Here is a 24,968-nt window from a genome sequence, read left to right as displayed (position 1 = left end):
GTGATGCCTGTCGGGCTTTTTGTTAAAACGTCAGGGTCTGACCAACGCTTGGCGCATCGACGCGCGTCTGTGAGCCGTCCATGCCGGTCTGGAATTTTTCCGGTGTCTGATCGATGATGCCGAAGGTGCCGTAGTGGCAGGGTATGACGTTGCGGAACTTGAAGAAGCGCTGGCAGGCAAGTGCCGCCACCGCGCCGCCCATGGTGAAGCGATCACCAATCGGGACAAGGCCGATCTCGGGTTCGTGCAACTCGTTGATCAGGGCCATATCCGAGAAANTATCGGTATCGCCCATATGATAGACCGTTGGGCCATCCTCGAAATGCAGCATCAGGCCGTTGGCGCTACCGAGGGAATGGGACACGCCATCTTCGGTGATTTGCGCGGAGGAGTGCAACGCATTGGTCAGGGTGGCAGAGAAGCCATCGAAGGTGACAGTGCCGCCGGTACCGGCCATCTCGATTTTCTGGACACCCCGGAAGCTCAACCATGCGGCAAGGTCGGCGTTGGCCAGCACGGTCGCGCCGGTGTCTTTCGCCAGCTGAATGGCATCGCCGACGTGGTCACCGTGGCCGTGGGTCAGCAGAATATGAGTAATGCCGCTTGCGACATCCTTGGCATCCTGATCAGCAAAGCTGGGATTTCCAGTGAAAANCGGGTCGATGAGGATTTTTGCTTTGCCGGTTTCAAGGCGAAATGCGGAATGGCCGAGCCAGTTGAGTTTCATGAAGTTCTCCTTTGTATTGCCGGTAGAGTGTGACATAGGACGGNCCATATCATGAGACGACCCACCTTTTNCGGATTGCGAAGATGACGACAGATAGTGACGAATATGTGTATGACGAGGCGACCGGTGAATGGCGCCCAGCCTCCGAAATCGCAGCACAGGCGGCGAAGGCCAACGAAGTGCGCGACGCTGCAGGCAACATTCTCGTTGATGGCGATTCCGTTTCTTTGATCAAGGATTTGAAGGTCAAGGGTGCCGGCACCACGTTGAAGCAGGGCACTGTCATCAAGTCTATCCGTCTCACAGATAATCCTGAAGAAATAGATTGCAGGCACGACGCGATCAAGGGTCTCGTGCTGCGCACTGAATTCGTCCGCAAACGCTGAGACATCATCATGGCGACGCTGACGATTGAGGAACTTGCAGGCTTTTTGCAGACAGGACAGGCCATTGCAGGTCTTGACCTCGGCACCAAGACAATCGGCCTTGCCATGTCGGATTTGTCACGCCGGTTCGCGACCCCTCGCCCTGTTCTAAAACGCGTAAANTTCACCGCCGACGCACAGGTGCTGCTCGATTTTGCCGCCAAGGAAAGAGTGGCCGCCTTCATCATCGGTCTACCCACGAATATGGATGGTTCCGCGGGACCGCGCGTTCAGGCAACGCGCGCCTTCGTACGGGCCATGAGCGACAAGACCGACCTGCCCTTCGTCTATTGGGATGAGCGCCTGTCCACTGTGGCTGCCGAGCGCGCGCTTCTGGAAATGGACGTATCCCGCGCCAAGCGGGCGCAACGTATCGATTCGGCTGCTGCCAGCTTTATCCTTCAAGGAGCACTAGACAGGCTGTCGGCTCTTGGCAGGGACGCTGCGGCTTTCGATGCCTGACGATTGCGCCACCACGCAGCAATGGCCTTGCGCTTGCGAAAACCGATAATGCTAAAAACAATTAGGCTATCGAACGCGATGGCACGTGCGACAAGCGGCGGTATGGTTTCCGGCGCAATGCCCAGCACGTTACCGTAAATCTGGAAGACCAGATCGTGGCTTTGCCGCGTGAGCATGAAGAAGCCGAAGCTCATGTCGTAATAGGATAGAAAGTACCACGCGCCTAGAAACGCCACAGGACCGGCCCACAGAATCAAAAACCACTTCATGCCGTTTGCCCTCGCAGAAAAAAGGTATCCGGTAGGGCCGCGATGACCGCCCAACGCAGGCACGCCATCAGGCACAGATTGACAGTCGGCGCATCGATGTCCAACGGCAGCATTGCAAAGAACGTCATCATGACGGTCAAGGATATCCAGCGGGGCACGGCGGTTCCTTTCACACGCCCACAGGCGCATGGTTAATAATTCCTTAATATAATGATCTTCACCTCTTGAGCGGGCAAATAAAAGTTTTGTTTATGGTTAACGGAAGACGAAGGGCTGTGGATAAAGTCGCCGCCTCACAGTAACAACGCGCGAGCGAGCGTTAAGGTCCAACCGGACGCTTTGGAACGGGTCGTTGGCTCTATCAACCGTAAACGCCGCGAACGATCCGCTTCACGGCTGTGCCGATCTTGTCCCAATCCCGAGCGGTTTTGAGCGCGACACCGGCGAACTGGCCGTTTGTGGCACCACTGATGACCAGATGCTGGATGGCGGCAAAAAGCACGGCGTTGACGGCAGCGGTATCGACACCCTTGGGTGCTGCAAGGGAACCACGCATTTTATCCAGCCATTTGGACAGCGCTTTTGCCCGCGCGTCCGCCAGTTGCTTGACCTGCGGCGTGTGTTCCGACACTTCCCAGGCAATGATCTTGCAAACCAGTGGATCGCAGCGCAACGCATCCAGATAGGATAGCGCAAGCCGCTCCATCAGGTCGCCATAGGTCAGCATAAACATGCCGCCTGTATCTTCGGGAATACGATCCTTCACCCAAGAACCAAGGTCCTCGCCGATCGCCGCGATCAGCCCCTCAAGGCCACCGAAATAACGATAGATAAGCTGCTTGTCGCACCCTGCCCGCCGCGCCACGGCATTGATGCCGAAGCCCTGAAACCCCTCCTGGGCCAACAGGGCCTTGGCAGCATTGAAGATAGCCTTCTCCGTCGCGGCGCGATCCTTGATGCGCTTTYCNNGGGCAGYCTCAGCAGCAGTATCGTCAATTGTCAGCATATTCCCGCAACTCTCCGCGTGGTGACTTTGTCAACGCAGTTAGCTAAGGGTTAATTGGAGGACAATGCGAGGGAGGTTGGGGAGGTGAAGGTTCTTGTTGATGAAGGGGGNCGAGACACAAAAGAAAGCCAATTTACAGAAACCTGTATTTNCTGTATTATACAGAAAANTTTCTGAGGAGAGCGATCATGTCCCNTAAATCGATATCGACAGCTGAATTCATGCGGCATTTCGGACGTTATCACGACGAAGCCCAGAAAGAACCAATCACTCTGACAAAACACGGCCGCCCTTCGGTGGTGGTTATCCCCATCGATCTTTTTGAAAAACTGGCGGGAAACCAAGATCTACGCAAGGCATATGCTGCCGACGAAATGCCTGAAGATTTAGTCTCGCTTTTTCGAGAGCAGCTAGAAAGTGACTCGAAAGAGTATCAGGCGGCGCGCGATGAGTGACAAGTTCCAACGCGGTGACATTGTACTTTATCCTTATCTGTGGCGATGGCAAAATAACATCCATCCACATCGCGATCACGGCGAAAAGGACCGCCCGGTCTGCATGATCCTTGCGATCAAGGATAAGGAAGGCCTAACGCACATCCTCCTGCTTCCCATATCTTCCAAGCCACCCAGTCATGACCAGAAAGCTATTGAGATCCCGGGACTTGAATTACGTCGGGCAAATCTAACGCGCTACAAGCGCGGCTGGATCACCGTCAGTGAATGCAATTACGATGTGATCGAAAAGTCTTACCATTTCGATGCGCGACGTGAAACGATCGGGCGTTTTAGCGAAGCCTTTCTCGAGGAAATACGTTTGGCCTTTGCACCATTTCTGGCGACCGGTTCCGCCAAGGTCAGCAGAACATAGTAAAGCGCTATCGTTTTTAAGCAGCAGGCGGATACAACAGATCAATAATATACGTCGGATCAAACCGGCTGTCCAGCATGCCGTAGGTGTGGCGCCAGCCGCCAGCCAGGCGTGTCTCGAGGAAGGCATCGGCGATACGACCGGCCCCTATGCGGCAGAGTTCTGCGGCGGCGGCGGCGAGAGCGAATTGTTCTACCAGCAGGCGGGCAGCACCTTCGTCACGTTCGCACAGAGCGATCGCGGCACGCAGGACCTCGGTGGTTTTCTTACCGGACGGGCCGAGATCGCGTTCAAGCGTCTCAAAGACGAGATCGAACAGATCCCTGCCGCGCTGGAGAACGCGCAAGACATCCAGCGCCATGACGTTGCCGGAACCTTCCCAGATGGCATTGACCGGGGCTTCACGGTAATGGCGGGCAATGGGGCGGTCCTCGACGTAACCGTTACCACCAAGGCTTTCCATGGCCTCATAGATCAAGGCAGGCGCGATCTTGCAGCACCAGTATTTGACAATCGGCGTCATGACGCGGGCATAGGCCGCTTCTGCTGGATTGTTTCTCGCTGCGTCGAACGCGGATGCCAACCTGAACGAAAGCGCCGTTGCCGCCGCCACATCCAGCGCCATGTCGCCAAGCACCCGCGTCATCACCGGCTGGCTGACCAGCGGCTTGCCGAAGACATTGCGGCCACGGGCGAAATGCACAGCTTCCGCCAGAGAGGCGCGCATCATGCCCGCAGAGCCAAGCGCGCAATCCAGCCGCGTCAATGTCACCATATCGAGAATGGTGCGGATACCGGCACCGGGTTCGCCCAGCAGGTAGCCGAAGGCATCGGTGAATTCGACTTCGGCAGAGGCATTGGAGCGATTGCCGAGCTTGTCCTTCAGTCGCTGGAAATGCAGGCCGTTGGCCGAACCGTCTTCCAGAAAACGCGGCACGAGGAAGCAGCCCATGCCATCGCCCATCTGCGCCAGCATGACGAAACCGTCGCTCATGGGTGCAGACAGGAACCATTTGTGGCCGGACAGGCGATAGATGCCCTCACCCACGCGCTCTGCCGTCGTGCGGTTGGCGCGCACATCCGTGCCGCCCTGCTTTTCCGTCATGCCCATGCCGATGGTGACGGCCGTCTTCTGCATGGCAGGCTTCTGCGACGAATCATATTTGCGCGACAGGATTTTCGGCGCCCACTCCTTCTGCACACGCGGCGAGCCCATAAAGGCGGCAACGGAGGCATGGGTCATGGTCAGCGGGCAGAGATGGCCTGCCTCGAGCTGCGCGGTGAGATAAAATTTCGTGGCGCGGGCCTTGTGCTCGTTGCCGCGTGTCTCGGGTGTATTTTCCCAAGCGCTGCTGTGCAGGCCCGAAGACATGGAACGGCGCATCAGCGCGTGCCATGCCGGATGAAACTCCACCTGGTCCAGCCGCTCGCCGCGAGGGCCGTGAGTGTGCAGCTTCGGCGCGCTGACATTGGCCATGCGGGCCAGTTCCTGCGCTTCCGCAGAGGTCACATAGCGTCCGATCTGGTCGAATTCGTCGCGCAGGGTGCGCGAAAGACCCGAGGTCAAATCCACGATCAACGGGTCTGAGCGATAGGCATTGATGCCGGACCAGAGGTTGGGCTGGTTCAAATCGGCAAGCTGTTCTTCGGTCCGGTTCATATTCGTCATCGCGTGGCTATATCGGGATTCGCATTTTATTGCATGTATTAGGTGGCCCCGGCTTATCGCATGCTTGCCGACAAAGCCACCTGTCTTTATAGACCCGTGGACTAAAGCGCGTAGCGCGGCGACAGGCCCTATTGCGACCCGGAGGACAGTTCCCATGGTCTATTTTCCCCACCGCCACCTTCTGGGCATAAAGGGGCTATCCCACGAGGATATCACCACTCTTCTCGACAAGGCCGATGAGGCGGTGCAGATCAGCCGCCAGCGCGAGAAGAAAACCTCGACCCTTCGCGGGCTGACACAGATCAATCTCTTTTNCGAGGCCTCTACCCGCACGCAATCGTCGTTCGAACTGGCCGGTAAACGCCTCGGTGCCGACGTGATGAATATGTCGGTCGGCAATTCATCCGTCAAAAANGGCGAGACGCTGATCGACACGGCCATGACGTTGAACGCCATGCGCCCCGATGTGCTGGTGGTGCGCCACTCGTCGGCAGGGNCCGCTGCCCTTCTGGCACAAAAGGTCGCCTGCTCGGTGGTCAATGCCGGTGATGGACAACACGAGCACCCGACACAGGCGCTGCTCGACGCACTGACGATCCGCCGCACGATCGGCAGGCTTTCGGGCATTACCGTCGCGATCTGCGGTGACGTGCTGCATTCGCGTGTTGCGCGTTCCAACATCATTCTGTTGAACCAGATGGGTGCGCGGGTGCGCGTCGTTGCCCCACCGACACTGCTGCCAGCGGGCATCGCTGATATGAGCGTGGAAGTGTACCACGACATGAAAGAGGGTCTGAAAGGTGCCGATGTGGTGATGATGCTGCGTTTGCAGCGCGAGCGCATGTCCGGCTCCTTCGTGCCGTCGGTGCGTGAATATTTCCATTATTACGGTCTCGACGCTGAAAAGCTGAAGGCCGCCAAGGAAAATGCCATGGTCATGCACCCCGGCCCGATGAACCGCGGCGTCGAAATTGCCTCCGAAGTGGCAGACGGTCCGCAGAGCGTGATCGAAAGCCAGGTGGAAATGGGGGTTGCCGTGCGTATGGCCGTTATGGAAACCCTTCTTCTTTCGCAGAACCAGGGAGAGCGCGTATGAGCACCGCAACCGTTCTCAAAAATGTCCGCATCATCGATCCATCCCGCAACCTGGATGAGATCGGCACTGTTATCATCGATACCGATGGTAAAATCCTGGCTGCTGGCAAGGATGCGCAGAATCAGGNCGCGCCTGAAGGTGCTGTCGTGCGTGATGCCAAGGGGCTGATCGCAACGCCTGGTCTGGTCGACGCCCGCGTTTTCGTCGGCGAACCCGGTGCCGAACACCGCGAAACAATTGAATCCGCATCACGCGCGGCTGCCGCCGGCGGGGTCACCAGCATGATCGTGATGCCGGATACCGACCCNGTCATCGATGATATCGCGCTAGTAGAATTCGTGAAGAAGACCGCGCGCGACAAGGCGCTGGTCAATGTCTACCCGGCAGCGGCGCTGACCAAAGGTCTGCGCGGCGACGAGATGACCGAATTCGGCATGCTGAAAGAAGCAGGCGCCGTCGCCTTCACCAATGGTCGCAAAGCCTTGTCCGACACAGCCGTGCTGCGCCGCGCCATGACCTATGCCCGCGAGCTGGGAGCGGTGATTTCGCTGGAAACCCGCGACCAGTATATCGGCCATGGCGATATGAATGAAGGGCTGCTTGCCAGCTGGCTCGGCCTGTCGGGCATTCCAAAAGAAGCCGAAATCATTCCGCTGGAGCGCGACCTTCGCATCGCTGCCCTGACCCGTGCCAGCTACCACGCCGCCAAGATTTCCGTTAGGGAATCAGCCGACGCGATCAAGGCAGCCAAGGACAGAGGCGTGAAAGCAACCTGCGGCGTTTCCATCAACCATCTGACGCTGAACGAAAACGATATCGGCGAGTACCGCACCTTCTTCAAGCTTTCGCCCCCGCTGCGATCTGAAGACGACCGCATGTCNATGGTAGAAGCGCTGAAGGACGGCACGATCGATATCATCGTATCCTCGCATGACCCGCAGGATGTGGACACCAAGCGTCTGCCGTTCTCGGACGCGGCAAGCGGTGCCGTCGGGCTTGAGACCATGCTGTCGGCAGCGCTGCGTCTTTATCACAGCGACCATGTGCCGCTGATGCGCCTGATCGACGCCCTCTCCACCCGCCCCGCCCAAATCTTCGGACTGGATGCCGGGACGCTGAAACCGGGTGCAAAGGCCGATATCACGCTGATCGACCTCGACGAGCCATGGCTGGTGTCCGAGAAAAATCTGGTATCGAGATCCAAGAATACGCCATTCGAAGACGCCCGCTTTACCGGCCGCACGGTTGCGACCTATGTTGCGGGCAAGCTGGTTCATTCCATACAATAAGAACGACAGGATAGATCGAGGGGACATCGGAATGAACGCATTGACTGACTGGCAGACTGCGCCTGCGCTTCTCGCCCTTGCTGCCGTGATTGGCTATTTGCTGGGATCGATCCNGTTCGGGTTGATCCTGACCCGGGCAGCTGGGCTGGGGGATGTTCGCAATATCGGCTCCGGCAACATCGGCGCAACCAATGTTTTGCGCACCGGCAACAAGAAGCTGGCGGCTGCGACGTTGTTGCTGGATGCGCTGAAGGGTACGGCAGCAGTGCTGATTGCCAATGCGCTGTGGGGTTATGAGGCGTCGTTGGTTGCCGGTTTCTTTGCGTTTCTCGGGCACCTTTTCCCTGTCTGGCTGGGCTTCAAGGGTGGCAAGGGTGTTGCGGTCTACATTGGCGTGTTGCTGGGTGTCGCGCCAATCATGATGCTGGCGTTTGTCGTGATCTGGATCGCAACTGCCTTCATCACGAAATATTCCTCATTGTCCGCCTTGGTTGCAATGCTTGTCATTCCGGTTGCATTGTGGATATTAGGACCGGAGAAGACGGCTCTGCTGGTGACGCTGCTCAGCGTTATCTCCTGGTACATGCACCGGGAAAACATCAAGCGGTTGCTGGCGGGGACTGAAAGCAAGATCGGTAAAAAGGGCTGAGGCAATACGTCTCGCCCTGATGGGGNTGAGAGATGCCGCACGATGGCGATACAAAACGCGGCATTGCGCTGACCGACCGGCAACGCATTGCATGGTTGCGGCTGATCCGCAGCGACAATATCGGCCCCGTCACCTTTCGCGAACTCATCAATCATTTTGGCAGCGCTGAAAAAGCGCTGGACGCCCTGCCCGACCTGTCCCGCCGGGGCGGTTCGGCACGCAGTCCGCGCATTGCGACTATATCCGAAGCCGAACGGGAAATCGAAGCTGCGGAAAAATTCGGCGCCCGTTTCGTCGGTATTGGAGAGCCTGACTATCCACCGGCACTACGTGAAATAGACGGCGCACCGCCGATTATTTCCATGAAGGGTTCGGGCCGCACCGCCATTAGGCCATCCATAGGCATCGTCGGCTCCCGCAATTCCTCCATCAATGGTTCGAAGTTTGCGGCCATGCTGGCGCGCCAATGCGGACAGGCCGGATATACCATAGCGTCCGGTCTTGCGCGGGGTATCGACGCCGCCGCTCACGCCGCGAGCCTTTCCACGGGTACGGTGGCGATGCTGGCAGGGGGGTTGGATAAGCCCTACCCTCCGGAAAACCTGCGGCTGCTGGATGAAATCTATGGCAATGACGGCACCAGTATCAGTGAAATGCCATTTGGCTGGGAGCCGCGTGCGCGGGATTTTCCCCGTCGCAACCGGCTGATTGCGGGCGTTTCCATGGGTGTGCTGATCGTGGAAGCCGCTGACAGATCAGGCTCGTTGATTACCGCAAGGCTTGCGGGTGAATTCGGGCGTCTGGTTTTTGCCGTTCCCGGCTCTCCGCTGGATGCTCGTTGTCATGGCACGAACCGGCTGATCAAGGACGGCGCGATGCTGGTGACGGAAGCTGCCGACATACTGGATGCGTTGCGGCCTCTGATGGAGCCGATGCTGCCCATTCAGCATGTGGCGAATGAAAGCTCCGAGGATATCGACATATCACCACCGGGTGACGACGACCGCAGCATCATCGCGTCGGCGCTTGGACCATCACCCGTGGAGACGGATGACATTATTCGCCATACGGGCTTGCCAGCATCCACCGTCTATCTGGTGTTGCTGGAACTCGATATCGCCGGGCGGCTAAATCGGCATTCCGCGGGTCGTGTTTCGCTTGTCATGGCCGACTGAAAGTTCTCGCCGACCCGACTGAATGTCTCCCGCCTCAATATAAGCCATTTCTATGAGGTAACATAACATGTCGGCGCCCTCTCGCTCGCCAACTGCGCGCAGCTCAGCAAGCATCTGCCTTATATAAGCGAGATTTTCCGATGTCTGCTCCTGCCTGCTCTGGCTGCTGTTTTGTGCGCTAACGACCATATTGACCTCGATTAAACCAGGGGAAAGCGACGTTATGAAAANGAGCGTCACTCAACTAGAGCAACCATAACTTGTTTATCTTTAATTGCAATCGAGAATTAAATCCCCAAAAAGTTGCATCGTGTTGTAATGGCAGAAAAACGCCCCTTGCCTCTTGACCCAAGCGCATTACCTGTCCATGTCGAAATAAAGGTAGCGTTGTTGCGGTTCAAAAGCGGCAAGGCATGTTAACGGGCAAGTTCCGAAAGAAGAAAATATGAATGTCGTCGTCGTAGAATCTCCGGCAAAAGCCAAGACGATCAACAAGTATCTTGGCCCAGGCTATAAGGTGCTCGCATCGTTTGGCCACGTTCGCGATCTTCCCGCAAANGATGGCTCGGTGCTTCCCGATCAGGATTTCGAAATGCTCTGGGAGGTCGATCCGGCTTCGCAAAAGCGCATGAAGGAAATTGCCGACGCTGTGAAGGCCTCCGACGGATTGTTTCTCGCGACCGACCCGGATCGCGAAGGGGAAGCGATTTCCTGGCACGTTCTCGATCTGTTGAAAANGAAGAAGGTGATCGGCGACAAGCCGGTCAAGCGCGTGGTCTTCAACGCCATCACCAAGAAGGCCGTGCTGGACGCGATGGCCGATCCGCGTGACATTGATATCCCGCTTGTGGATGCCTATCTCGCCCGCCGTGCGCTGGATTATCTCGTCGGCTTCAATCTCTCTCCGGTTCTGTGGCGCAAGCTGCCAGGTGCGCGTTCGGCTGGCCGTGTTCAGTCCGTGTCGCTACGCCTTGTCTGCGATAGGGAATCGGAAATAGAACGTTTCGTTTCCGAGGAATACTGGAACATCTCGGCGCTGTTGAAGACGCCGCGTGGCGACGACTTCGAGGCAAAGCTGGTGTCTGCCGATGGCAAGCGCCTGCAGGCCAGATCGGTCAAGACAGGCGATGACGCCAGCCGCCTGAAGACGTTGCTGGAAGGTGCGACCTACACCGTGGATACGGTCGAGGCCAAACCCGTCAAGCGCAACCCCGGCCCTCCGTTCACGACATCGACGCTCCAGCAGGCCGCATCGTCGCGCATGGGCTTTTCCGCCTCGCGCACCATGCAGGTTGCGCAGCGGCTTTATGAAGGTATCGACATCGGCGGCGAAACCGTTGGTCTCATCACCTATATGCGTACCGATGGTGTGCAGATGGCACCCGAAGCCATTGATGCCGCACGCAGCGCAATCGGCGAACAGTTCGGCGCCCGTTATGTGCCGGAAAAGGCGCGTATCTATTCCACCAAGGCCAAGAACGCTCAGGAAGCGCACGAAGCCATTCGCCCGACCGACTTCAGCCGCACGCCCGATCAAGTGAAAAAGTACCTCGATGCAGACCAGTTGCGTCTTTACGAACTGGTCTGGAAGCGCGGTATCGCCAGCCAGATGGCGTCTGCTGAAATAGAGCGGACCACGGTCGAGATTCTGGCCGACAACAAGGGCGAGACGGCTGGCCTTCGCGCAGTGGGTTCGGTCATCCGGTTCGACGGCTTCATTGCCGCCTATACCGACCAGAAGGAAGACGGCGAGCAAAGCGACGACGGTGACGACGATGGTCGTCTGCCGCAGATCAATGCGCGCGAAGGCCTCGCCAAGCAGAAGATCAATGCCAGCCAGCACTTTACCGAGCCGCCACCGCGCTACTCGGAAGCGTCGCTGATCAAGAAGATGGAAGAACTCGGCATCGGCCGCCCCTCCACCTATGCTGCGACACTGAAGACGCTGAGCGACCGTGAATATATCATCGTCGACAAGCGCAAGCTGGTGCCGCATTCGCGTGGACGGCTGGTGACGGCCTTCCTCGAAAGCTTTTNCACGAAATATGTGGAATACGACTTCACTGCCGATCTGGAAGAAAAGCTCGACCGGATCTCGGCAGGCGAACTGGATTGGAAGCAGGTTCTTCGTGATTTCTGGAAGGACTTCTTCGCCCAGATCGAGGACACCAAGGAACTGCGCGTGACCAACGTGCTGGATGCGCTGAACGAGGTTCTGGCACCGCTGGTGTTCCCGACCCGCGAAGACGGCTCCGATCCACGCATTTGCCAGGTCTGCGGCACGGGCAATCTGTCGCTGAAGCTCGGCAAATATGGCGCTTTCGTCGGCTGCTCGAACTATCCCGAGTGCAATTTCACCCGCCAGTTGAACTCGGATGGCGCGGAAGCCGATGCTGCCGCCGTCAACGAGCCGAAGGCGCTGGGCGCGGACCCGCACACCGGCGAAGAGCTGACACTGCGGTCCGGTCGTTTCGGACCTTACATTCAGCGTGGCGATGGCAAGGAAGCCAAGCGTTCGTCGCTGCCGAAGGGCTGGGCACCTGACGACATCGACCACGAGAAGGCGCTGGCGCTCATCAACCTGCCACGCGATATCGGCAAGCACCCGGAATCGGGCAAGATGATTTCGGCGGGACTTGGTCGTTATGGACCGTTCCTGCTGCATGATGGCGGCTACGCCAATCTCGAAAGCATCGAGGACGTGTTCTCCATCGGCCTCAACCGCGCCGTAACGGTGATCGCCGAAAAGAAGGCGTCGCCGGGCCGTGGACGTTCGTCCACGCCTGCGGCACTGAAAGAACTGGGCGACCACCCCGATGGCGGCGCGATTACCGTTCGGGATGGCAAGTATGGGCCTTACGTCAACTGGGGCAAGGTCAATGCGACCATTCCCAAAGCGCAGGCACCTGACACCGTGACGCTGGACGAAGCGCTGGTGCTGATTGCCGAGCGCATTGCCAAGACCGGCACGGGCAGCAATGGCAAGCCGGTGAAAGCCAAGAAGGCGGCAGCGCCGAAGAAGGCCACCAAGGCTGCCAGCGCCGATGGCGAGACCAAGGCCAAGCCCAAGGCGGCAGCGAAACCAAAAGCGGCTGCAAAGCCCAAAACAGCGGCCAAACCAAAGGCAGCACCAAAAGCGAAGAAGGCAGAATCTTGAGCAAGGCACCGCGTAAGACATCCGGCTCGGCGGGCGATGGCTTCGGCCGCACCGGTCGCGGGAAAAAAGTTCTCGAATCTGCAGGCATCATCCACGGCGAGGTTCCCCCGCGCGACGTGCTGCTGAAATTCATTGCCGAGCATCCAGATCAGGCCTCCAAGCGTGAAATCGCCAAGGCCTTCGGGCTGAAGGGTGAAACGCGCATCGTGCTCAAAGCTCTTTTGAAGGAGCTTGAGACCGATGGTATGGTGCACAAGAGCCGCAAGTCCCTGATGAAGCCAGGTGGGTTGCCGCCCGTGACGGTTCTCGACATCACCACCCGTGACAAGGATGGCGGTCTGATTGGTCGGCCTGCCGAATGGCCGGAAGAAAACGGGGCCGCTCCCGCCGTCATCATTCGCCAGTCTTCTGCCGACCGCCAGAAGGGCAAAGCCCCGGTGGGCGGACTTGGCGACCGTGTTCTGGCAAAGATATTCCCGTCCAAGGAAGTGGGTGGCCCNGCCTATACCGCGCGGATCATCAAGCTGATCGACAGACGTCAGGGCGGATCGCTGGGCGTGTTCAAGGAAACGCCGGGTGGCGGTGGCCGTCTGATGCCGATCGAGCGTCGCGGCGATGAGATGGTGATCGATCCCGATGGCGTCGGCGATGCCAAGGACGGCGATCTGGTGGAGGTGGAAACCTCGCGCAACAGCGGCCGTTACGGTCTGCCGCGCGCCAAGGTTCTCTCCGTCGTCGGTTCCGTGGCATCCGAAAANGCGATCTCGATGATCGCCATTCATGCCCACGGCATTCCGCATATCTTCCCATCCGACGTACTGGCTGCTGCTGATGCCGCCAAGCCCGCAACGATGGCGCACCGTGAAGACTGGCGCAAACTGCCGCTCATCACCATCGACCCTGCCGATGCTAAGGACCATGACGACGCTGTCTATGCGGAGCTGGACCCCTCGCCCGACAACCCGGATGGCGTGATCGTCACCGTGGCGATTGCCGATGTCTCCTATTACATCCGTTCCGGCTCACCGCTGGACCGGGAAGCCTTGAAGCGCGGCAACTCGGTCTATTTCCCCGACCGCGTCGTACCGATGCTGCCGGAGCGTATCTCGAACGATCTCTGCTCGCTGAAGGAAGGCGTGGACCGCCCTGCCCTTGCTGTGCGCATGGTGTTTTCCAAGGAAGGCCGCAAGGCCAGCCACACCTTCCACCGCATCATGATGAAGAGCGCGGCCAAGCTCTCCTACCAGCAGGCCCAGGCCGCGATTGACGGCAACCCGGATGACAAGACCGGCCCGATGCTGGAGCCCATCCTGCGTCCCCTATGGCATGCCTATGAGGTGATGAAGATCGGTCGTGACCGCCGCCAGCCGCTTGAGCTGGATATGCCGGAGCGCAAGATCATTCTGAAAGCGGATGGCACCGTCGACCGGGTGCATGTTCCTGAACGTCTCGACGCGCACAAGCTGATCGAAGAGATGATGATCCAGGCCAATGTCTGCGCCGCCGAAACGCTGGAAGTGAAAAAGCAGCGTCTGGTCTACCGCGTTCATGATGCGCCGACGATTGCCAAGCAGGAAGTGCTGCGCGAGTTCCTGACCACCATCGGTTTTTCGCTGGTCAAGGGCGGGCAGGTTCGCGCCAATTCCTTCAACGGCATTCTGGCGCGTGCAGTCGATACGCCGCACCAGATCATGGTCAACGAAATGGTGCTGCGTTCGCAGAGCCAGGCGATCTACAGCCCCGACAATATCGGCCATTTCGGCCTGAACCTGATGAAATATGCGCATTTCACCTCGCCGATTCGCCGTTATGCCGACCTTATCGTGCACCGTGCGCTGGTGGGTTCGCTAGGCATGGGCGAAGGCGGCATCACGCCGCAGGAAGAGGCAACGCTTGCCGATGTCGCTGCCGAAATCTCGACTTTCGAGCGGCGCGCCATGGCGGCCGAGCGCGACACGGTCAACCGGCTGATTGCGCACCACCTTTCCAAACGCGTGGGTGAGGAATTCGAAGGTCGGGTCGGCGGTGTCACCAAGGCGGGACTATTTGTCGCGCTTCCGCAGTTTGGTGCTGACGGCTTTGTTCCTATATCTACGCTGGGTACGGACTATTACATCTATGACGAGGCGCATCAGGCTCTGACGGGTGAAAAGACCGGACTTGGCTATCAGCTGGGCGATACGGTTCAGGTTCGCCTTGCTGAGGCCGTGCCGCTTGCCGGTGCCTTGCGGTTTGAAATGTTGAGCGATGGCAAGAAACTGCCTGCGGCGACACGTTCCTTCCACAAGACGACGCGCCGCACCAGCGGCCCGACACCCGGCACGAGGCCACCACGCAGACGCAGATAACCAGTCCAGAGGACAAGCGCATGACGACGACCGAGACGCAGACAGTACAGTATGGTGGCACACCGGAAGACCGTCCGCTGGGCCGCTCCATCATGCGCGGCATGCTGAGCCGTTGCCCGGCATGCGGAGAGGGTCGTCTGTTTCGCGCCTGGTTGAAGCCTGTCGATGACTGCGCGTCCTGCGGTGAAGACATGCACCATCAGCGATCCGACGATCTGCCGCCTTATATCTCGATCATGATTCTCGGCCACGTTGCCGTCGGCGGCTTCATGATGACGGATACGGTGTTTCTGGTGCCGATGTGGGTCCACTTCGCCATCTGGGTGCCGATCACGGTTCTCGTCGCGCTGCTGACGATCCAGCCGATCAAAGGCGGCGTCATCGGCCTTCAATGGGCCTTGAAANTGCACGGCTTCAGCAATGAGCCGGAGAAAAAGCAGATCGACGGTTCGTCACATTGATCTGGCGCGGCACCTGTGCATCCCGAACCATTACCTAAGACCTGCCCCTATATGCGTCCGAAAGATGCAGCCTCCATTCTTCTTCTCGACAGGTCGAAGGACGGCATACGCGTGCTGGTCGGCAAGCGCAGTAGTGCGCATATCTTCATGCCTGACGTGTTCGTGTTTCCCGGCGGGCGGCGGGATGCCCGTGACTATGCCCTGCCCTATAGCGGCGATCTGCATCCAGCCGTCTGCGAAAGGCTGATCCGCGCCGCCTCCCGGCCATTGACGGTGTCAGGCGCGCGGGCACTGGCACTGGCTTCCATTCGCGAGTTGCATGAAGAAACGGGCCTGCGCTTCGGCAATATAGCAGGCGAGCCGCAGTCGCCCGACCTGTCGCGGCTGCGTTTCGTCGCACGCGCCATCACTCCGCCCGGCAGAATAAGACGTTACGATACGCGCTTCTTCTGTTGCTTTACCGATGAAGTTGGCGTCGATCCCTCTGCTATCAGCGATTCGGAAGAGCTGCTGGACCTGCAATGGCTTGACATTTATGACAATACCAGTCTGAACATGGCGCCGATTACGCGCATGGTTCTCGAAGATGTCACAAAGTTCATGATAGGTGATCATTCGTTACAATTCGAAAGCCCGGTGCGACAATATTTCGAGCGTCGCGGCATATTTATTCGTGGCTTTTTATAAAAGGTCTCCATGTCACATCCCAAATGCGACGCCGACGATATTCACTGGCCATCGCTTATTGCCGCCATATCCGCCATCAGTGCCGTTGGCATCGCCATCGGACTAGGACTGCCGCTTCTGAGCATCATTCTCGAAAAGCGCGGCATCTCATCCACGATGATTGGTCTCAACACCGCCATGGCAGGCGTAGCAGCGATGATGGCGGCTCCGGTGACCAGTCGGCTCGCGCATGAGTTCGGCGTGGCCCGTACCATGATGACGGCTGTCGTCATATCTGCCTTCAGTGCGCTGGGGTTTTATTTCGCAGATGCATTCTGGATGTGGTTTCCGCTGCGAATCGTCTTTCATGGCGCAACGACGATGCTGTTCATCCTCTCGGAGTTCTGGATCAACGCAGCAGCGCCACCCAAACGGCGCGGCTTTGTGCTGGGCATGTATGCCACCGGCATGGCCGTGGGCTTTGCCGGCGGGCCGTTGCTGTTCTCCGCGCTCGGCAGTGATGGAATAACCCCGTTCCTCGTCGGTTCCGCAATCATCTTGCTGGCCGCAATCCCGATCTATCTGGCGCGCCATGAAAGCCCGGACCTCGACGAAAAGCCGAACCACCATTTCGTTCGCTACATCTGGCTGGTGCCCATGGCGTCTGCAGCTGCCTTTGTCTACGGCTCGGTTCAGGCTGGCGGGCTTTCACTGTTTCCCGTCTATGCAACACGGGAAGGTTTCAGCGAATCGCAGGCTGCTCTGCTGCTGACTGTGATGGCCATTGGCAACATGGCGTTCCAGATCCCCATCGGCATGCTCTCCGACCGTATCAAGGACAGGCGCATACTCTTGGGGCTGATGGCGCTGACAGGCGTCATCGGCACGCTTGCGCTGCCTTTGCTGGTGGATAACTGGATCCTGCTGTCCTCGATGCTGCTGCTGTGGGGCGGCTGCGTATCTGGAATGTACACGGTGGGCCTGACCNATCTGGGTTCCCGCCTGACAGGCTCAGACCTTGTGGCGGCCAATGCTGCATTCATCTTCTGCTATGCCATCGGCACCATAGCGGGCCCGCAAACTGTCGGCATTTCCATGGATGTTGCCGGAACAGATGGTTTTGCATGGGCTTTGGCGACGTTTTTCGCTCTTTACGTGGTTCTTTCCATAGGCCGTTCGGTTTTCGGATCAAAACAGACTTGACTTTTCGGGCGCGATCCGTAGTTTCGCGCCAGATTTAGCCGGGGTCCAACAGGGCCGCGGACTCACTATTTGTTAAAGGCAGGACGACTATGGCGAAAGCTACAACAATCAAGATCAAGCTGCTGTCGACAGCCGACACCGGCACTTTCTACGTCACCACCAAGAACAGCCGTACGTTCACGGACAAGATGACAAAGACGAAGTACGATCCAGTCGTACGCAAGCACGTTGAATTCAAGGAAACGAAGATCAAGTAATTTCCTTCGCATAGCATGCAAAAAANCGCGCCCTTCGAGGCGCGTTTTTTGTTTGTATTCCATGTGCCGGGGCGCGTTGGAAATGCAACGTCAAGAACGCCTCCTGTAGAACGAGGTCGGGATGTTCAATACGAATTGAGCGGGAAACTAGAAAGTGGGTCGACCGGGACAGCACTGACAGTACGAGGAACCGTTCAATGCGTCGCCGATCGACCAGCCCCAAGACCCAGGAGATGCGGCGGACCTGAGCACCATGGGGTATTCAAACAGGTTGCTTTCCAAGACGGAAAGACATTACCCGAAGAACACCGCTTCCGCTTGCTTGCAACTGCCAAGGCACGCTGTAAGTGCAGAAGTTATCTTGTTGATGAAGTGTTGCGCAGCACCTGAATAAAATCAATAGACAGTTAATCGAATCAGTCTCAAAACTGCAAATATGGTTAAATATCCCGCGATGATACACAGATAGACATCAACCAGATCATAAAGATACATAATAGAGACTTGTAGAATTACTGGGAAAAGTAATTGGAATAAGAATTCATTTTATAAAACTCAGATAAACCCTAAAAAAAAANNCGAANTTCTGCACATCTTCGGTGCCTACGAAGATTTAAAATGCAAATTTATTCTATGATTCAGAAAGGACTGCCGCCACATAGTGATGAAAATTCAGGAATAACATTTGCCGATATCCACGCGAAAACATGTCATCCAAAACGCTATGGATAAACACCATTATTGTGAATAACTGTCAGGCAAACATAAGTCTCGGCAGAAGCCTATGCCGCTGAAGCGACGACGCGGTTGCGGCCAGCGCTTTTCGCTTCGTACATCGCCCGGTCTGCCTGTCGCATCAACTGCTCCGGCGTTTCAATCGAACTGGTGTTTGTGGCAATGCCGAGAGACGCCGTCAGGTGAAGTTCCCGGCCGGAGCGCAGAACGAACGGCTTGTCCTCGATGATAAAGCGCAGGCGCTCTGCGACGGATGCAGCCATCTCCATCGGGGTATCCGGCATGACGACGACGAACTCTTCACCACCGTAACGGCATGCGAGATCTGCACCACGTACGGTCGAGCGCAGCCGGGTCGCAAACTCGCGCAGGACCTCATCGCCAGCGTCATGGCCGTAGGTATCGTTGACGTGCTTGAACCGATCTATATCGGTGAGGCAGACGGACAAGGGCCGTTCACGCGTTGCGGCGCGGTTGAACAATATCTTCAGGTGATTATCGAGGTATCGCCGGTTGTTGAGGCCGGTCAGAGCGTCGATGACGGCCAGTTCCATCGTCTGATCGAGGTTTTCACGCAGCCTGTTGTTGAACCGCTTGCGTTTGATCTGCGTCAGCGTGCGCGCCACCAGCTCATTCGGGTCGACAGGACGAACGATGTAATCGTTGACGCCAAGCTCCAACGCACGAACAATCATCGCTTCATCGCCCTGCTCAGTGACCAGCAGCAAAGGCAGAAAACGCGTTCGCTCCAGTGAACGAAGCTGCGAGCAGAGCCGCAGGGGGTCGAAATTATCGAAGTTGGAGTTGACGATGACCATCTCATAGTCGTTTTCAGCGGCTTCGAACAAGGCCTCACTAGGCTCCGTCAACGCAAAGACCTCGGCAACCGGCTTCAGTGCCTTAATGATTCGCTCCTGCGAACTTGCACGACCATCGATCAGCAGCACACGACCCGGCTGCTCGATCTGGACGTCCTCGGAGATGGGATCGCCGACACCGATGGTTTTCGCGGTCTGCGCGCGCGTCCGCAACTCGTCGCTCATGGTTTTCAGCCGCACAAGACTTTTGACGCGGGAGATGAGTTGAAGGTCGTTGACGGGCTTGGTCAGAAAATCGTCAGCGCCAGCCTTCAATCCGCGCACGCGGTCTGCGGGCTGATCGAGCGCCGTGACCATTACAACGGGAATGTGTTCTGTCGCGGGATTGGCTTTCAGGCGTTCACACACCTCAAAGCCATCCATATCAGGCATCATGATATCTAGCAGGACGATATCGACCTGCTCGCTATTGCAAATGGCCAGAGCATTGGCACCATTGTCTGCGCAAAGAACGTCGAAGTATTCCGCCGACAACCGCGCCTCGAGCAGTTTCACATTCGTCGGGATATCATCAACGACCAGAATTCTCGCAGTCATTCGCCTAACCCTGCTTCACATGTCGCCAAGATAAGTTTTGATCGTCTCAATGAATTTCGGGACCGAAATAGGCTTGGAAACATAGGCTTCGCAACCGCCTTGACGGATCCGCTCCTCATCGCCCTTCATAGCAAACGCCGTGACCGCGATAACGGGAATAACATGAAGCTCGTCATCTTCCTTGAGCCACTTGGTCACTTCAAGGCCGGACACTTCCGGGAGCTGGATGTCCATGAGGATAAGATCGGGACGGTGTTTGCGCGCAAGTTCCAGCGCTTCCATGCCATTACGAGTCTGGATAGTGGTATAGCCAGACGCCTCGATCAGGTCGCGAAAGAGCTTCATATTCAGCTCATTGTCTTCAACTATCATGACCTGTTTGGGCATGGACCAGTCCTCGTTTCGCTTTGAAACCTATTCATGGACATATAGGGTGTCCGGGAACCGATTCCATTATCCCCTAGAACAGTACGCTAGTGAGATTTGGTTGAGAAATAGGTAACTTCAGTAAACAAATGTTGCACGATACGAAAAACAACAGGATTACCCCGAAAGATAGCCATGAAACGGCAATTGCCATACTTGGCTGGCTGGCAAGCGAGCCAGATATGCTTAGCCGTTTTCTGGCCCTGACAGGTCTTCAGCCCAACATGTTGCGACAGTCCGTCAACGACCCCGGTTTTCTAGCCGGCCTCACCGATTTCATCATGAGCCACGAACCGGACCTTATGGCATTTTGCGAAGCCACCGGCACAAAACCGGAAGACGTCGCCGCGGCATGGCACCACTTCTCCGGACCAGGGCTAGGTTCGGGCGAGTATTGACCCCAGATCTGCCCTTCGATCTATTGAGAGTAATTCAATAACATATTATGGTCGGAAACGTTCGCTTTTTGTTTCCGAGCCATGGCCCCTTCACTTTCGACCTATGATCCCGGTTTCTGCCGTGACTGTCTGGCTGGCCAGCCGGTTGGCTTAAGGCGTTGCCGCAAGTGTGGCAGCCCTCGCCTCGTCTACCATGACGAACTCTATGATCTTCCGATTGCCCATATCGATTGCGATGCGTTTTATGCTTCAGTCGAAAAACGAGACAATCCCGCGCTTGCCGACAAGCCGGTGATCATTGGGGGCGGCAAGCGAGGTGTTGTTTCGACCGCATGTTATATCGCCCGTATTCATGGCGTTCGCTCCGCTATGCCGATGTTCAAGGCCTTGGAGGCATGTCCGCAGGCGGTGGTCGTAAAGCCGGACATGGAGAAATACGTTCGTGTGGGGCGTGAAATTCGCACCATGATGCAGGATTTGACACCGCTGGTTCAGCCCATTTCGATCGATGAGGCATTTCTCGACCTGTCCGGGACGGAACGGCTGCACCACGACCCACCTGCCCGCGTTCTTGCCAGCTTCGCCCGGCGCGTAGAAAAGGAAATAGGCATTACCGTTTCGGTCGGGCTTTCCTATTGCAAGTTTCTGGCAAAGGTCGCTTCCGACCTGCAAAAGCCACGCGGGTTTTCCGTCATCGGCGAGAAGGAGGCGATGTCCTTTCTCGGCTCCCGCCCTGTCACGACCATATGGGGCGTGGGAAAAGCCTTTGCAGCGACGCTGGAAGCGGATGGCATTCGCACGATTTCACAGTTGCAGGAGATGCAGGAAAACGACCTGATGCGCCGCTACGGCTCCATGGGCCAGCGCCTGTTTCGGCTGTCGCGGGGCATAGACGACCGCGACGTCCACACAAATGATCCCGCCAAAAGCGTGTCTTCCGAAACGACTTTCTTCAACGATATATCTCGTTACGAAGACCTGGTGCCGATCCTGCGTTCGCTTTCGGAAAAGGTAGCCTGGCGGCTGAAGAAGAACATGGTTGCCGGTCATACCGTGGTTTTGAAGCTAAAAACTGCCGATTTCAAATCCCGAACCCGCAACAAGCGTCTGGAAGACCCGACCCAGTTGGCCGACAGAATATTCAGAAGTGGCATCTCGCTTCTGGAGAAAGAAACCGATGGCACGAAGTTCCGGCTGATCGGTATCGGCGTCACGGATCTGTGCGACCCCGGTCTCGCCGACCCACCTGACCTTGTCGACAAAAACGCAGGCCGCCGCGCCGCCGCGGAAGCCGCGATGGACAAGCTGCGCGACAAGTTCGGCAAGGGAGCGGTGGAAACCGGCTACACATTCGGCACAAAAAANTAAGCGCCTTACCAGCGTTGTGACCGATATTTAAAAGTTTCCTTAAATCCCACCAGCTATTGTCATGAAACTTGCCCTTAAGGCTCCCGTGCCTGCCGCTTCTGGAGGCATGTTTTGTATTGCGTTGGAGTGAACATGATGTTGCGCGCGTTTGTGGGAGCTTGCCTCCTTTCGACTTCCGTTCTGGTGCAGTCGGCCCTTGCTGGCGATGCGCGCAGCATGCAGATCATCGTTTCCAAGAGCGAACAAACGCTTAGCCTCTATGAGGATGGCGCATTGATTGCGACGTCCAAAGTCTCAACCGGTAAGCCGGGACACGAGACGCCGAGCGGCATTTTCTCCATTCTGGACAAGAAGAAATATCACGAATCCAACATCTATTCCGCCGCGCCCATGCCGTTCATGCAGCGGCTGACATGGTCCGGCATCGCACTGCACGAGGGGCGCGTCCCGAATTATCCAGCGTCGCACGGCTGTATTCGCCTGCCCGCGAAATTTGCGACATCGCTTTACGGCATGACGGCGCGTGGCGTGCATGTCATTGTTTCCAATGACGATGTGACCCTACAGACCATCAACCACCCGAACCTCCTGCAGCCCAGCGGTAAGCCCAAGGACGTCCTGATGCTGTCTGACGTCGAGCTCCGCCCCGCCAATTTCGATTCGTCGTTGAAGTTGGTGGAAGTCGCCGTCAACCAGACCACCAGTGCCATCAAGCCGAAGGTTGTGCGCGAAGCGGAGGGATCGCCTCTGCGTATCCTTATCACCCGTCGCGGCGACCGCGAAANGATCATGGACGTGCAGCGTCTGTTGACGGCAATCGGATTCGATGCCGGTGTGCCGGATGGTCATGCCGGTGAGATGACCGTCAGCGCCATCAATGGTTTCAAGCGCTGGAAATCGCTCAAGACAACCGGACCGCTTCTAACGGACAGTTTTGTCGATGCTCTCTATGCGTCAGCAGGCGCAGACGCCGCACCGAACGGGCAGATCATGGTGCGGCAGGACTTCAAACCGCTGCTTGAAGCGCCGATTCATATCAAGGAGCCGCAAATCGCGCTCGGCACCCATTTCTTCGAAGTTATCGACATGGACCGCGAGCATGGCAAGGCGCAGTGGAACGGATTGACGCTGGACAACTATCTGCCGGCGTCTGCAAAAANGCGCCTTGGCATTGAGACAGAAGACACAACTGGTGCCTACGACCAATTGAGCGCAGTTCTGGACCGTATCGAGATTCCGGCGGACGTGCGACGGCAATTGGAGGCGGCGCTGACAACCGGCAGCTCCATTACTGTTTCTGATCTCAGCCACGGGCAGGAAACCGGAGACGGGACAGATTTCATCACCATCACCCGCGACCGGTCCTGAATAACCTCATGCCGTGTAAGGACGTCTATTGAAGGTCTTGAGCATATCGATGAATGCGCGCAAGGGGGCTGGAACATGGCGGTTGCGCGGATAGTACAGCATCAATCCTGGGATTGGCGGACACCAATCTTCAAGGACCATGACAAGTCGACCTGATGCCAGAAACGTTTTNGCGAAACTTTCCGGGACATAGGCGATGCCCATACCATCCAGTGCGGCCTCGACGATGAGATCACTATCATCCAGCGTCAACATGCCGGGCACATCGACCGCAATTTCCTGTCCATGGCGTGCAAACTCCCAGCGGTAACGTTTTCCGCTGGGCAATCTCTGGCGAACGCACATGTGCTGACGAAGATCGTCTGGAGTGGTGAGCGATGGGCGGCCCTTTAGATAGTGTGGCGAAGCAACCGCCACGAAACGGATGTCCCCACCAATTCTGATGGCGACCATATCCTGCGGCACGGCCTCGCCTAGCCGGATACCTGCATCGAAGCCCTGCTCGACAATATCCACAAGCCGCCCTTCGGACACGAGATCGACCTCTATTTCCGGGTAGGCAGCCAGAAATTTCGGAATGATGGCGGTAAGCAAAAGTCTCACCGCGGCCTTGTTGGCGTTGATTCTCAAAACGCCGCTGGGTACGCCGCGTGCTTCGGCCAGTGACTCCAGCATCTTATCGAAATTTTCCAGAACGGGGCTCATCCGGGCGAGCAAATCTGCTCCAGCACTGGTGAGCGAGACACTACGTGTCGTTCTGTTCAGCAAACGAATGCCGAGATTTTGTTCGAGTGCGATCAGCGTGTGGCTGACTGCCGAGCGCGAAAGCCCAAGGTTTTCTGCCGCTTTACGAAAGCTGCGGTGTTCAGCAACGGCGGCAAACGCCGCAAGGTCATTCAGGCTTGGCCGGTACATTGGTGCAAAACTTTCACTGACGTATGCAACATTGGATAGCTTATAACACCTATGAATTCTGAATAGATAGGACGTGCAACAGAAGGAGCACTTCCATGACGAAAACCTGGTTCATCACTGGCGCATCATCCGGCCTCGGTCTGGATATGACAACGCGGCTACTGGCACGGGGCGACCGTGTTCTCGGCACGGCCCGAAACACGGCTGCGCTAGCAGATCTTCAACGGAAATACAGCGACGCACTTATCGTTAAAAAGCTGGAACTGACGGATGCCGTTGCTATCAAGACAACGATGGACGAAGCCTTCGCGACGCTTGGAACGATAGACGTGATCGTCAGCAATGCGGGTTACGGTCTTTTCGGTGCGGCGGAAGAGTTGACGGACACGCAGATCGAGCACCAGATCGCCACCAATCTCACCGGCTCCATCCACCTCATCCGCGCAGCGCTGCCACACCTGCGCCGTCAAGGGGGAGGCCGATTCATTCAGGTTTCATCCGAGGGAGGTCAGATTTCCTATCCCAATTTCAGCGCTTACGATCGTGTCCCAGGACGTGGTGTAGCTGGGTTTCATAGCCATCGGTGTTTTCCGGTAGGGTCGGGTTGCTTATAA

Annotated in this window: 27 protein-coding genes; 19 read left to right on the top strand and 8 right to left on the bottom strand. The window is 57.2% G+C overall.

The genetic code is table 11. The features are described from left to right. Positions 1-22 precede the first annotated feature (22 nt). The gene (locus tag CUC55_RS15540) at positions 23-727 is read right to left on the bottom strand and encodes a metal-dependent hydrolase (protein WP_103088453.1); all 705 of its coding nucleotides are present in this window, start codon (positions 725-727) and stop codon (positions 23-25) included. 83 nt (positions 728-810) lie between these two features. Between CUC55_RS15540 and CUC55_RS15535 the strand changes: the two genes are divergently transcribed. Then, positions 811-1,113 carry an alkylphosphonate utilization protein gene (locus CUC55_RS15535; RefSeq protein ID WP_067642602.1) on the top strand — a complete coding sequence of 101 codons (303 nt, stop codon included), beginning with the start codon at positions 811-813 and terminating at the stop codon, positions 1,111-1,113. Positions 1,114-1,122: 9 nt separating this feature from the next. After that, entirely contained in the window at positions 1,123-1,614 is a 492-nt protein-coding gene (gene ruvX / locus CUC55_RS15530) for a Holliday junction resolvase RuvX (RefSeq protein ID WP_103088452.1), read from the top strand. On the opposite strand, the gene CUC55_RS15525 is transcribed toward ruvX, so the two are convergent. Further along, positions 1,554-1,883, bottom strand: coding sequence for a DUF6105 family protein (locus CUC55_RS15525; protein WP_067642596.1), 330 nt, complete (start codon positions 1,881-1,883; stop codon positions 1,554-1,556). The two genes, ruvX and CUC55_RS15525, sit on opposite strands and share 61 nt — an antisense overlap. Before the next feature lie 42 nt (positions 1,884-1,925). Between CUC55_RS15525 and CUC55_RS22900 the strand changes: the two genes are divergently transcribed. Then, positions 1,926-2,078, top strand: coding sequence for a hypothetical protein (locus tag CUC55_RS22900; protein ID WP_170063897.1), 153 nt, complete (start codon positions 1,926-1,928; stop codon positions 2,076-2,078). A gap of 166 nt (positions 2,079-2,244) precedes the next feature. Here CUC55_RS22900 and CUC55_RS15520 read toward each other — a convergent pair whose 3' ends face one another. Beyond that, entirely contained in the window at positions 2,245-2,889 is a 645-nt protein-coding gene (locus CUC55_RS15520) for a TetR/AcrR family transcriptional regulator (RefSeq protein ID WP_103088451.1), read from the bottom strand. 188 nt (positions 2,890-3,077) lie between these two features. Here CUC55_RS15520 and CUC55_RS15515 point away from each other — a divergent pair, with 188 nt between their 5' ends. Beyond that, positions 3,078-3,344, top strand: coding sequence for a type II toxin-antitoxin system prevent-host-death family antitoxin (locus tag CUC55_RS15515; RefSeq protein ID WP_103088450.1), 267 nt, complete (start codon positions 3,078-3,080; stop codon positions 3,342-3,344). After that, a complete protein-coding gene (locus CUC55_RS15510; protein WP_067642587.1) occupies positions 3,337-3,759 on the top strand; it encodes a hypothetical protein in 423 nt (140 codons plus the stop codon). Before CUC55_RS15515 ends, CUC55_RS15510 begins: the two co-directional genes overlap by 8 nt. A gap of 16 nt (positions 3,760-3,775) precedes the next feature. On the opposite strand, the gene CUC55_RS15505 is transcribed toward CUC55_RS15510, so the two are convergent. Beyond that, positions 3,776-5,428 (bottom strand): acyl-CoA dehydrogenase family protein, encoded by a 1,653-nt coding sequence (locus CUC55_RS15505; RefSeq protein WP_067642585.1) that lies wholly within the window; start codon positions 5,426-5,428, stop codon positions 3,776-3,778. Between the two features lie 154 nt (positions 5,429-5,582). Between CUC55_RS15505 and CUC55_RS15500 the strand changes: the two genes are divergently transcribed. From CUC55_RS15500 to dprA, 4 genes are all read left to right on the top strand, one after another. Beyond that, positions 5,583-6,524, top strand: a complete 942-nt coding sequence (locus tag CUC55_RS15500; protein ID WP_103088449.1) for an aspartate carbamoyltransferase catalytic subunit — start codon at positions 5,583-5,585, stop codon at positions 6,522-6,524. Beyond that, positions 6,521-7,813: a dihydroorotase gene (locus CUC55_RS15495; RefSeq protein ID WP_103088448.1), complete on the top strand. Its 1,293-nt coding sequence runs from the start codon at positions 6,521-6,523 to the stop codon at positions 7,811-7,813. Before CUC55_RS15500 ends, CUC55_RS15495 begins: the two co-directional genes overlap by 4 nt. Positions 7,814-7,844: 31 nt before the next feature. Next, positions 7,845-8,462 carry a glycerol-3-phosphate 1-O-acyltransferase PlsY gene (gene plsY / locus CUC55_RS15490; RefSeq protein ID WP_170063898.1) on the top strand — a complete coding sequence of 206 codons (618 nt, stop codon included), beginning with the start codon at positions 7,845-7,847 and terminating at the stop codon, positions 8,460-8,462. Between the two features lie 32 nt (positions 8,463-8,494). Then, positions 8,495-9,637, top strand: a complete 1,143-nt coding sequence (gene dprA, locus CUC55_RS15485) for a DNA-processing protein DprA (RefSeq protein WP_067642572.1) — start codon at positions 8,495-8,497, stop codon at positions 9,635-9,637. Here dprA and CUC55_RS23240 read toward each other — a convergent pair. Continuing rightward, positions 9,590-9,826 (bottom strand): hypothetical protein, encoded by a 237-nt coding sequence (locus CUC55_RS23240; protein ID WP_082760097.1) that lies wholly within the window; start codon positions 9,824-9,826, stop codon positions 9,590-9,592. The two genes, dprA and CUC55_RS23240, sit on opposite strands and share 48 nt — an antisense overlap. A gap of 256 nt (positions 9,827-10,082) precedes the next feature. Here CUC55_RS23240 and topA point away from each other — a divergent pair, with 256 nt between their 5' ends. The 6 genes from topA (at position 10,083) to rpmG (ending at position 17,729) form a co-directional block, all read left to right on the top strand. Then, on the top strand, positions 10,083-12,794 hold the full coding sequence (gene topA / locus CUC55_RS15475; RefSeq protein ID WP_103088447.1) for a type I DNA topoisomerase: 2,712 nt from the start codon (positions 10,083-10,085) through the stop codon (positions 12,792-12,794). Further along, positions 12,791-15,142, top strand: coding sequence for a ribonuclease R (gene rnr / locus CUC55_RS15470; RefSeq protein ID WP_103088446.1), 2,352 nt, complete (start codon positions 12,791-12,793; stop codon positions 15,140-15,142). The genes topA and rnr overlap by 4 nt, the downstream gene beginning before the upstream one ends. 20 nt (positions 15,143-15,162) lie before the next feature. Then, entirely contained in the window at positions 15,163-15,603 is a 441-nt protein-coding gene (locus CUC55_RS15465; RefSeq protein ID WP_103088445.1) for a DUF983 domain-containing protein, read from the top strand. Positions 15,604-15,654: 51 nt separating this feature from the next. After that, a complete protein-coding gene (locus CUC55_RS15460) occupies positions 15,655-16,290 on the top strand; it encodes an NUDIX hydrolase (protein WP_067642563.1) in 636 nt (211 codons plus the stop codon). A gap of 9 nt (positions 16,291-16,299) precedes the next feature. After that, entirely contained in the window at positions 16,300-17,472 is a 1,173-nt protein-coding gene (locus CUC55_RS15455) for an MFS transporter (protein ID WP_103088444.1), read from the top strand. 89 nt (positions 17,473-17,561) lie between these two features. Further along, positions 17,562-17,729, top strand: a complete 168-nt coding sequence (gene rpmG, locus CUC55_RS15450; RefSeq protein WP_003496403.1) for a 50S ribosomal protein L33 — start codon at positions 17,562-17,564, stop codon at positions 17,727-17,729. A 782-nt stretch (positions 17,730-18,511) separates the two neighbouring features. Here rpmG and CUC55_RS15445 read toward each other — a convergent pair. Beyond that, positions 18,512-19,879, bottom strand: a complete 1,368-nt coding sequence (locus CUC55_RS15445) for a PleD family two-component system response regulator (protein ID WP_067642548.1) — start codon at positions 19,877-19,879, stop codon at positions 18,512-18,514. A gap of 15 nt (positions 19,880-19,894) precedes the next feature. Then, positions 19,895-20,266: a response regulator gene (locus CUC55_RS15440; RefSeq protein ID WP_067642545.1), complete on the bottom strand. Its 372-nt coding sequence runs from the start codon at positions 20,264-20,266 to the stop codon at positions 19,895-19,897. A gap of 128 nt (positions 20,267-20,394) precedes the next feature. Here CUC55_RS15440 and CUC55_RS15435 point away from each other — a divergent pair, with 128 nt between their 5' ends. The 3 genes from CUC55_RS15435 to CUC55_RS15425 all read left to right on the top strand — a co-directional run bounded on the left by CUC55_RS15435 (position 20,395) and on the right by CUC55_RS15425 (position 23,439). Further along, the gene (locus CUC55_RS15435) at positions 20,395-20,703 is read left to right on the top strand and encodes a DUF3572 domain-containing protein (RefSeq protein ID WP_067642542.1); all 309 of its coding nucleotides are present in this window, start codon (positions 20,395-20,397) and stop codon (positions 20,701-20,703) included. 81 nt (positions 20,704-20,784) lie between these two features. Beyond that, a complete protein-coding gene (locus CUC55_RS15430) occupies positions 20,785-22,071 on the top strand; it encodes a DNA polymerase IV (RefSeq protein ID WP_103088443.1) in 1,287 nt (428 codons plus the stop codon). Between the two features lie 132 nt (positions 22,072-22,203). Continuing rightward, positions 22,204-23,439, top strand: coding sequence for a L,D-transpeptidase family protein (locus CUC55_RS15425; protein WP_103088442.1), 1,236 nt, complete (start codon positions 22,204-22,206; stop codon positions 23,437-23,439). 6 nt (positions 23,440-23,445) lie between these two features. Here CUC55_RS15425 and CUC55_RS15420 read toward each other — a convergent pair whose 3' ends face one another. Continuing rightward, complete coding sequence (locus CUC55_RS15420; protein ID WP_067642527.1) at positions 23,446-24,354, bottom strand: LysR family transcriptional regulator; 909 nt, start codon at positions 24,352-24,354, stop codon at positions 23,446-23,448. Between the two features lie 95 nt (positions 24,355-24,449). Here CUC55_RS15420 and CUC55_RS15415 point away from each other — a divergent pair, with 95 nt between their 5' ends. Next, positions 24,450-24,968: an SDR family NAD(P)-dependent oxidoreductase gene (locus CUC55_RS15415; protein WP_082760096.1), complete on the top strand. Its 519-nt coding sequence runs from the start codon at positions 24,450-24,452 to the stop codon at positions 24,966-24,968.

This window comes from Agrobacterium bohemicum, assembly GCF_002896715.1.
Lineage (GTDB): Bacteria > Pseudomonadota > Alphaproteobacteria > Rhizobiales > Rhizobiaceae > Agrobacterium > Agrobacterium bohemicum.
The sequence above is the reverse complement of the archived record's forward strand: the minus strand, read 5'-3'. Positions and strand labels throughout refer to the sequence as shown.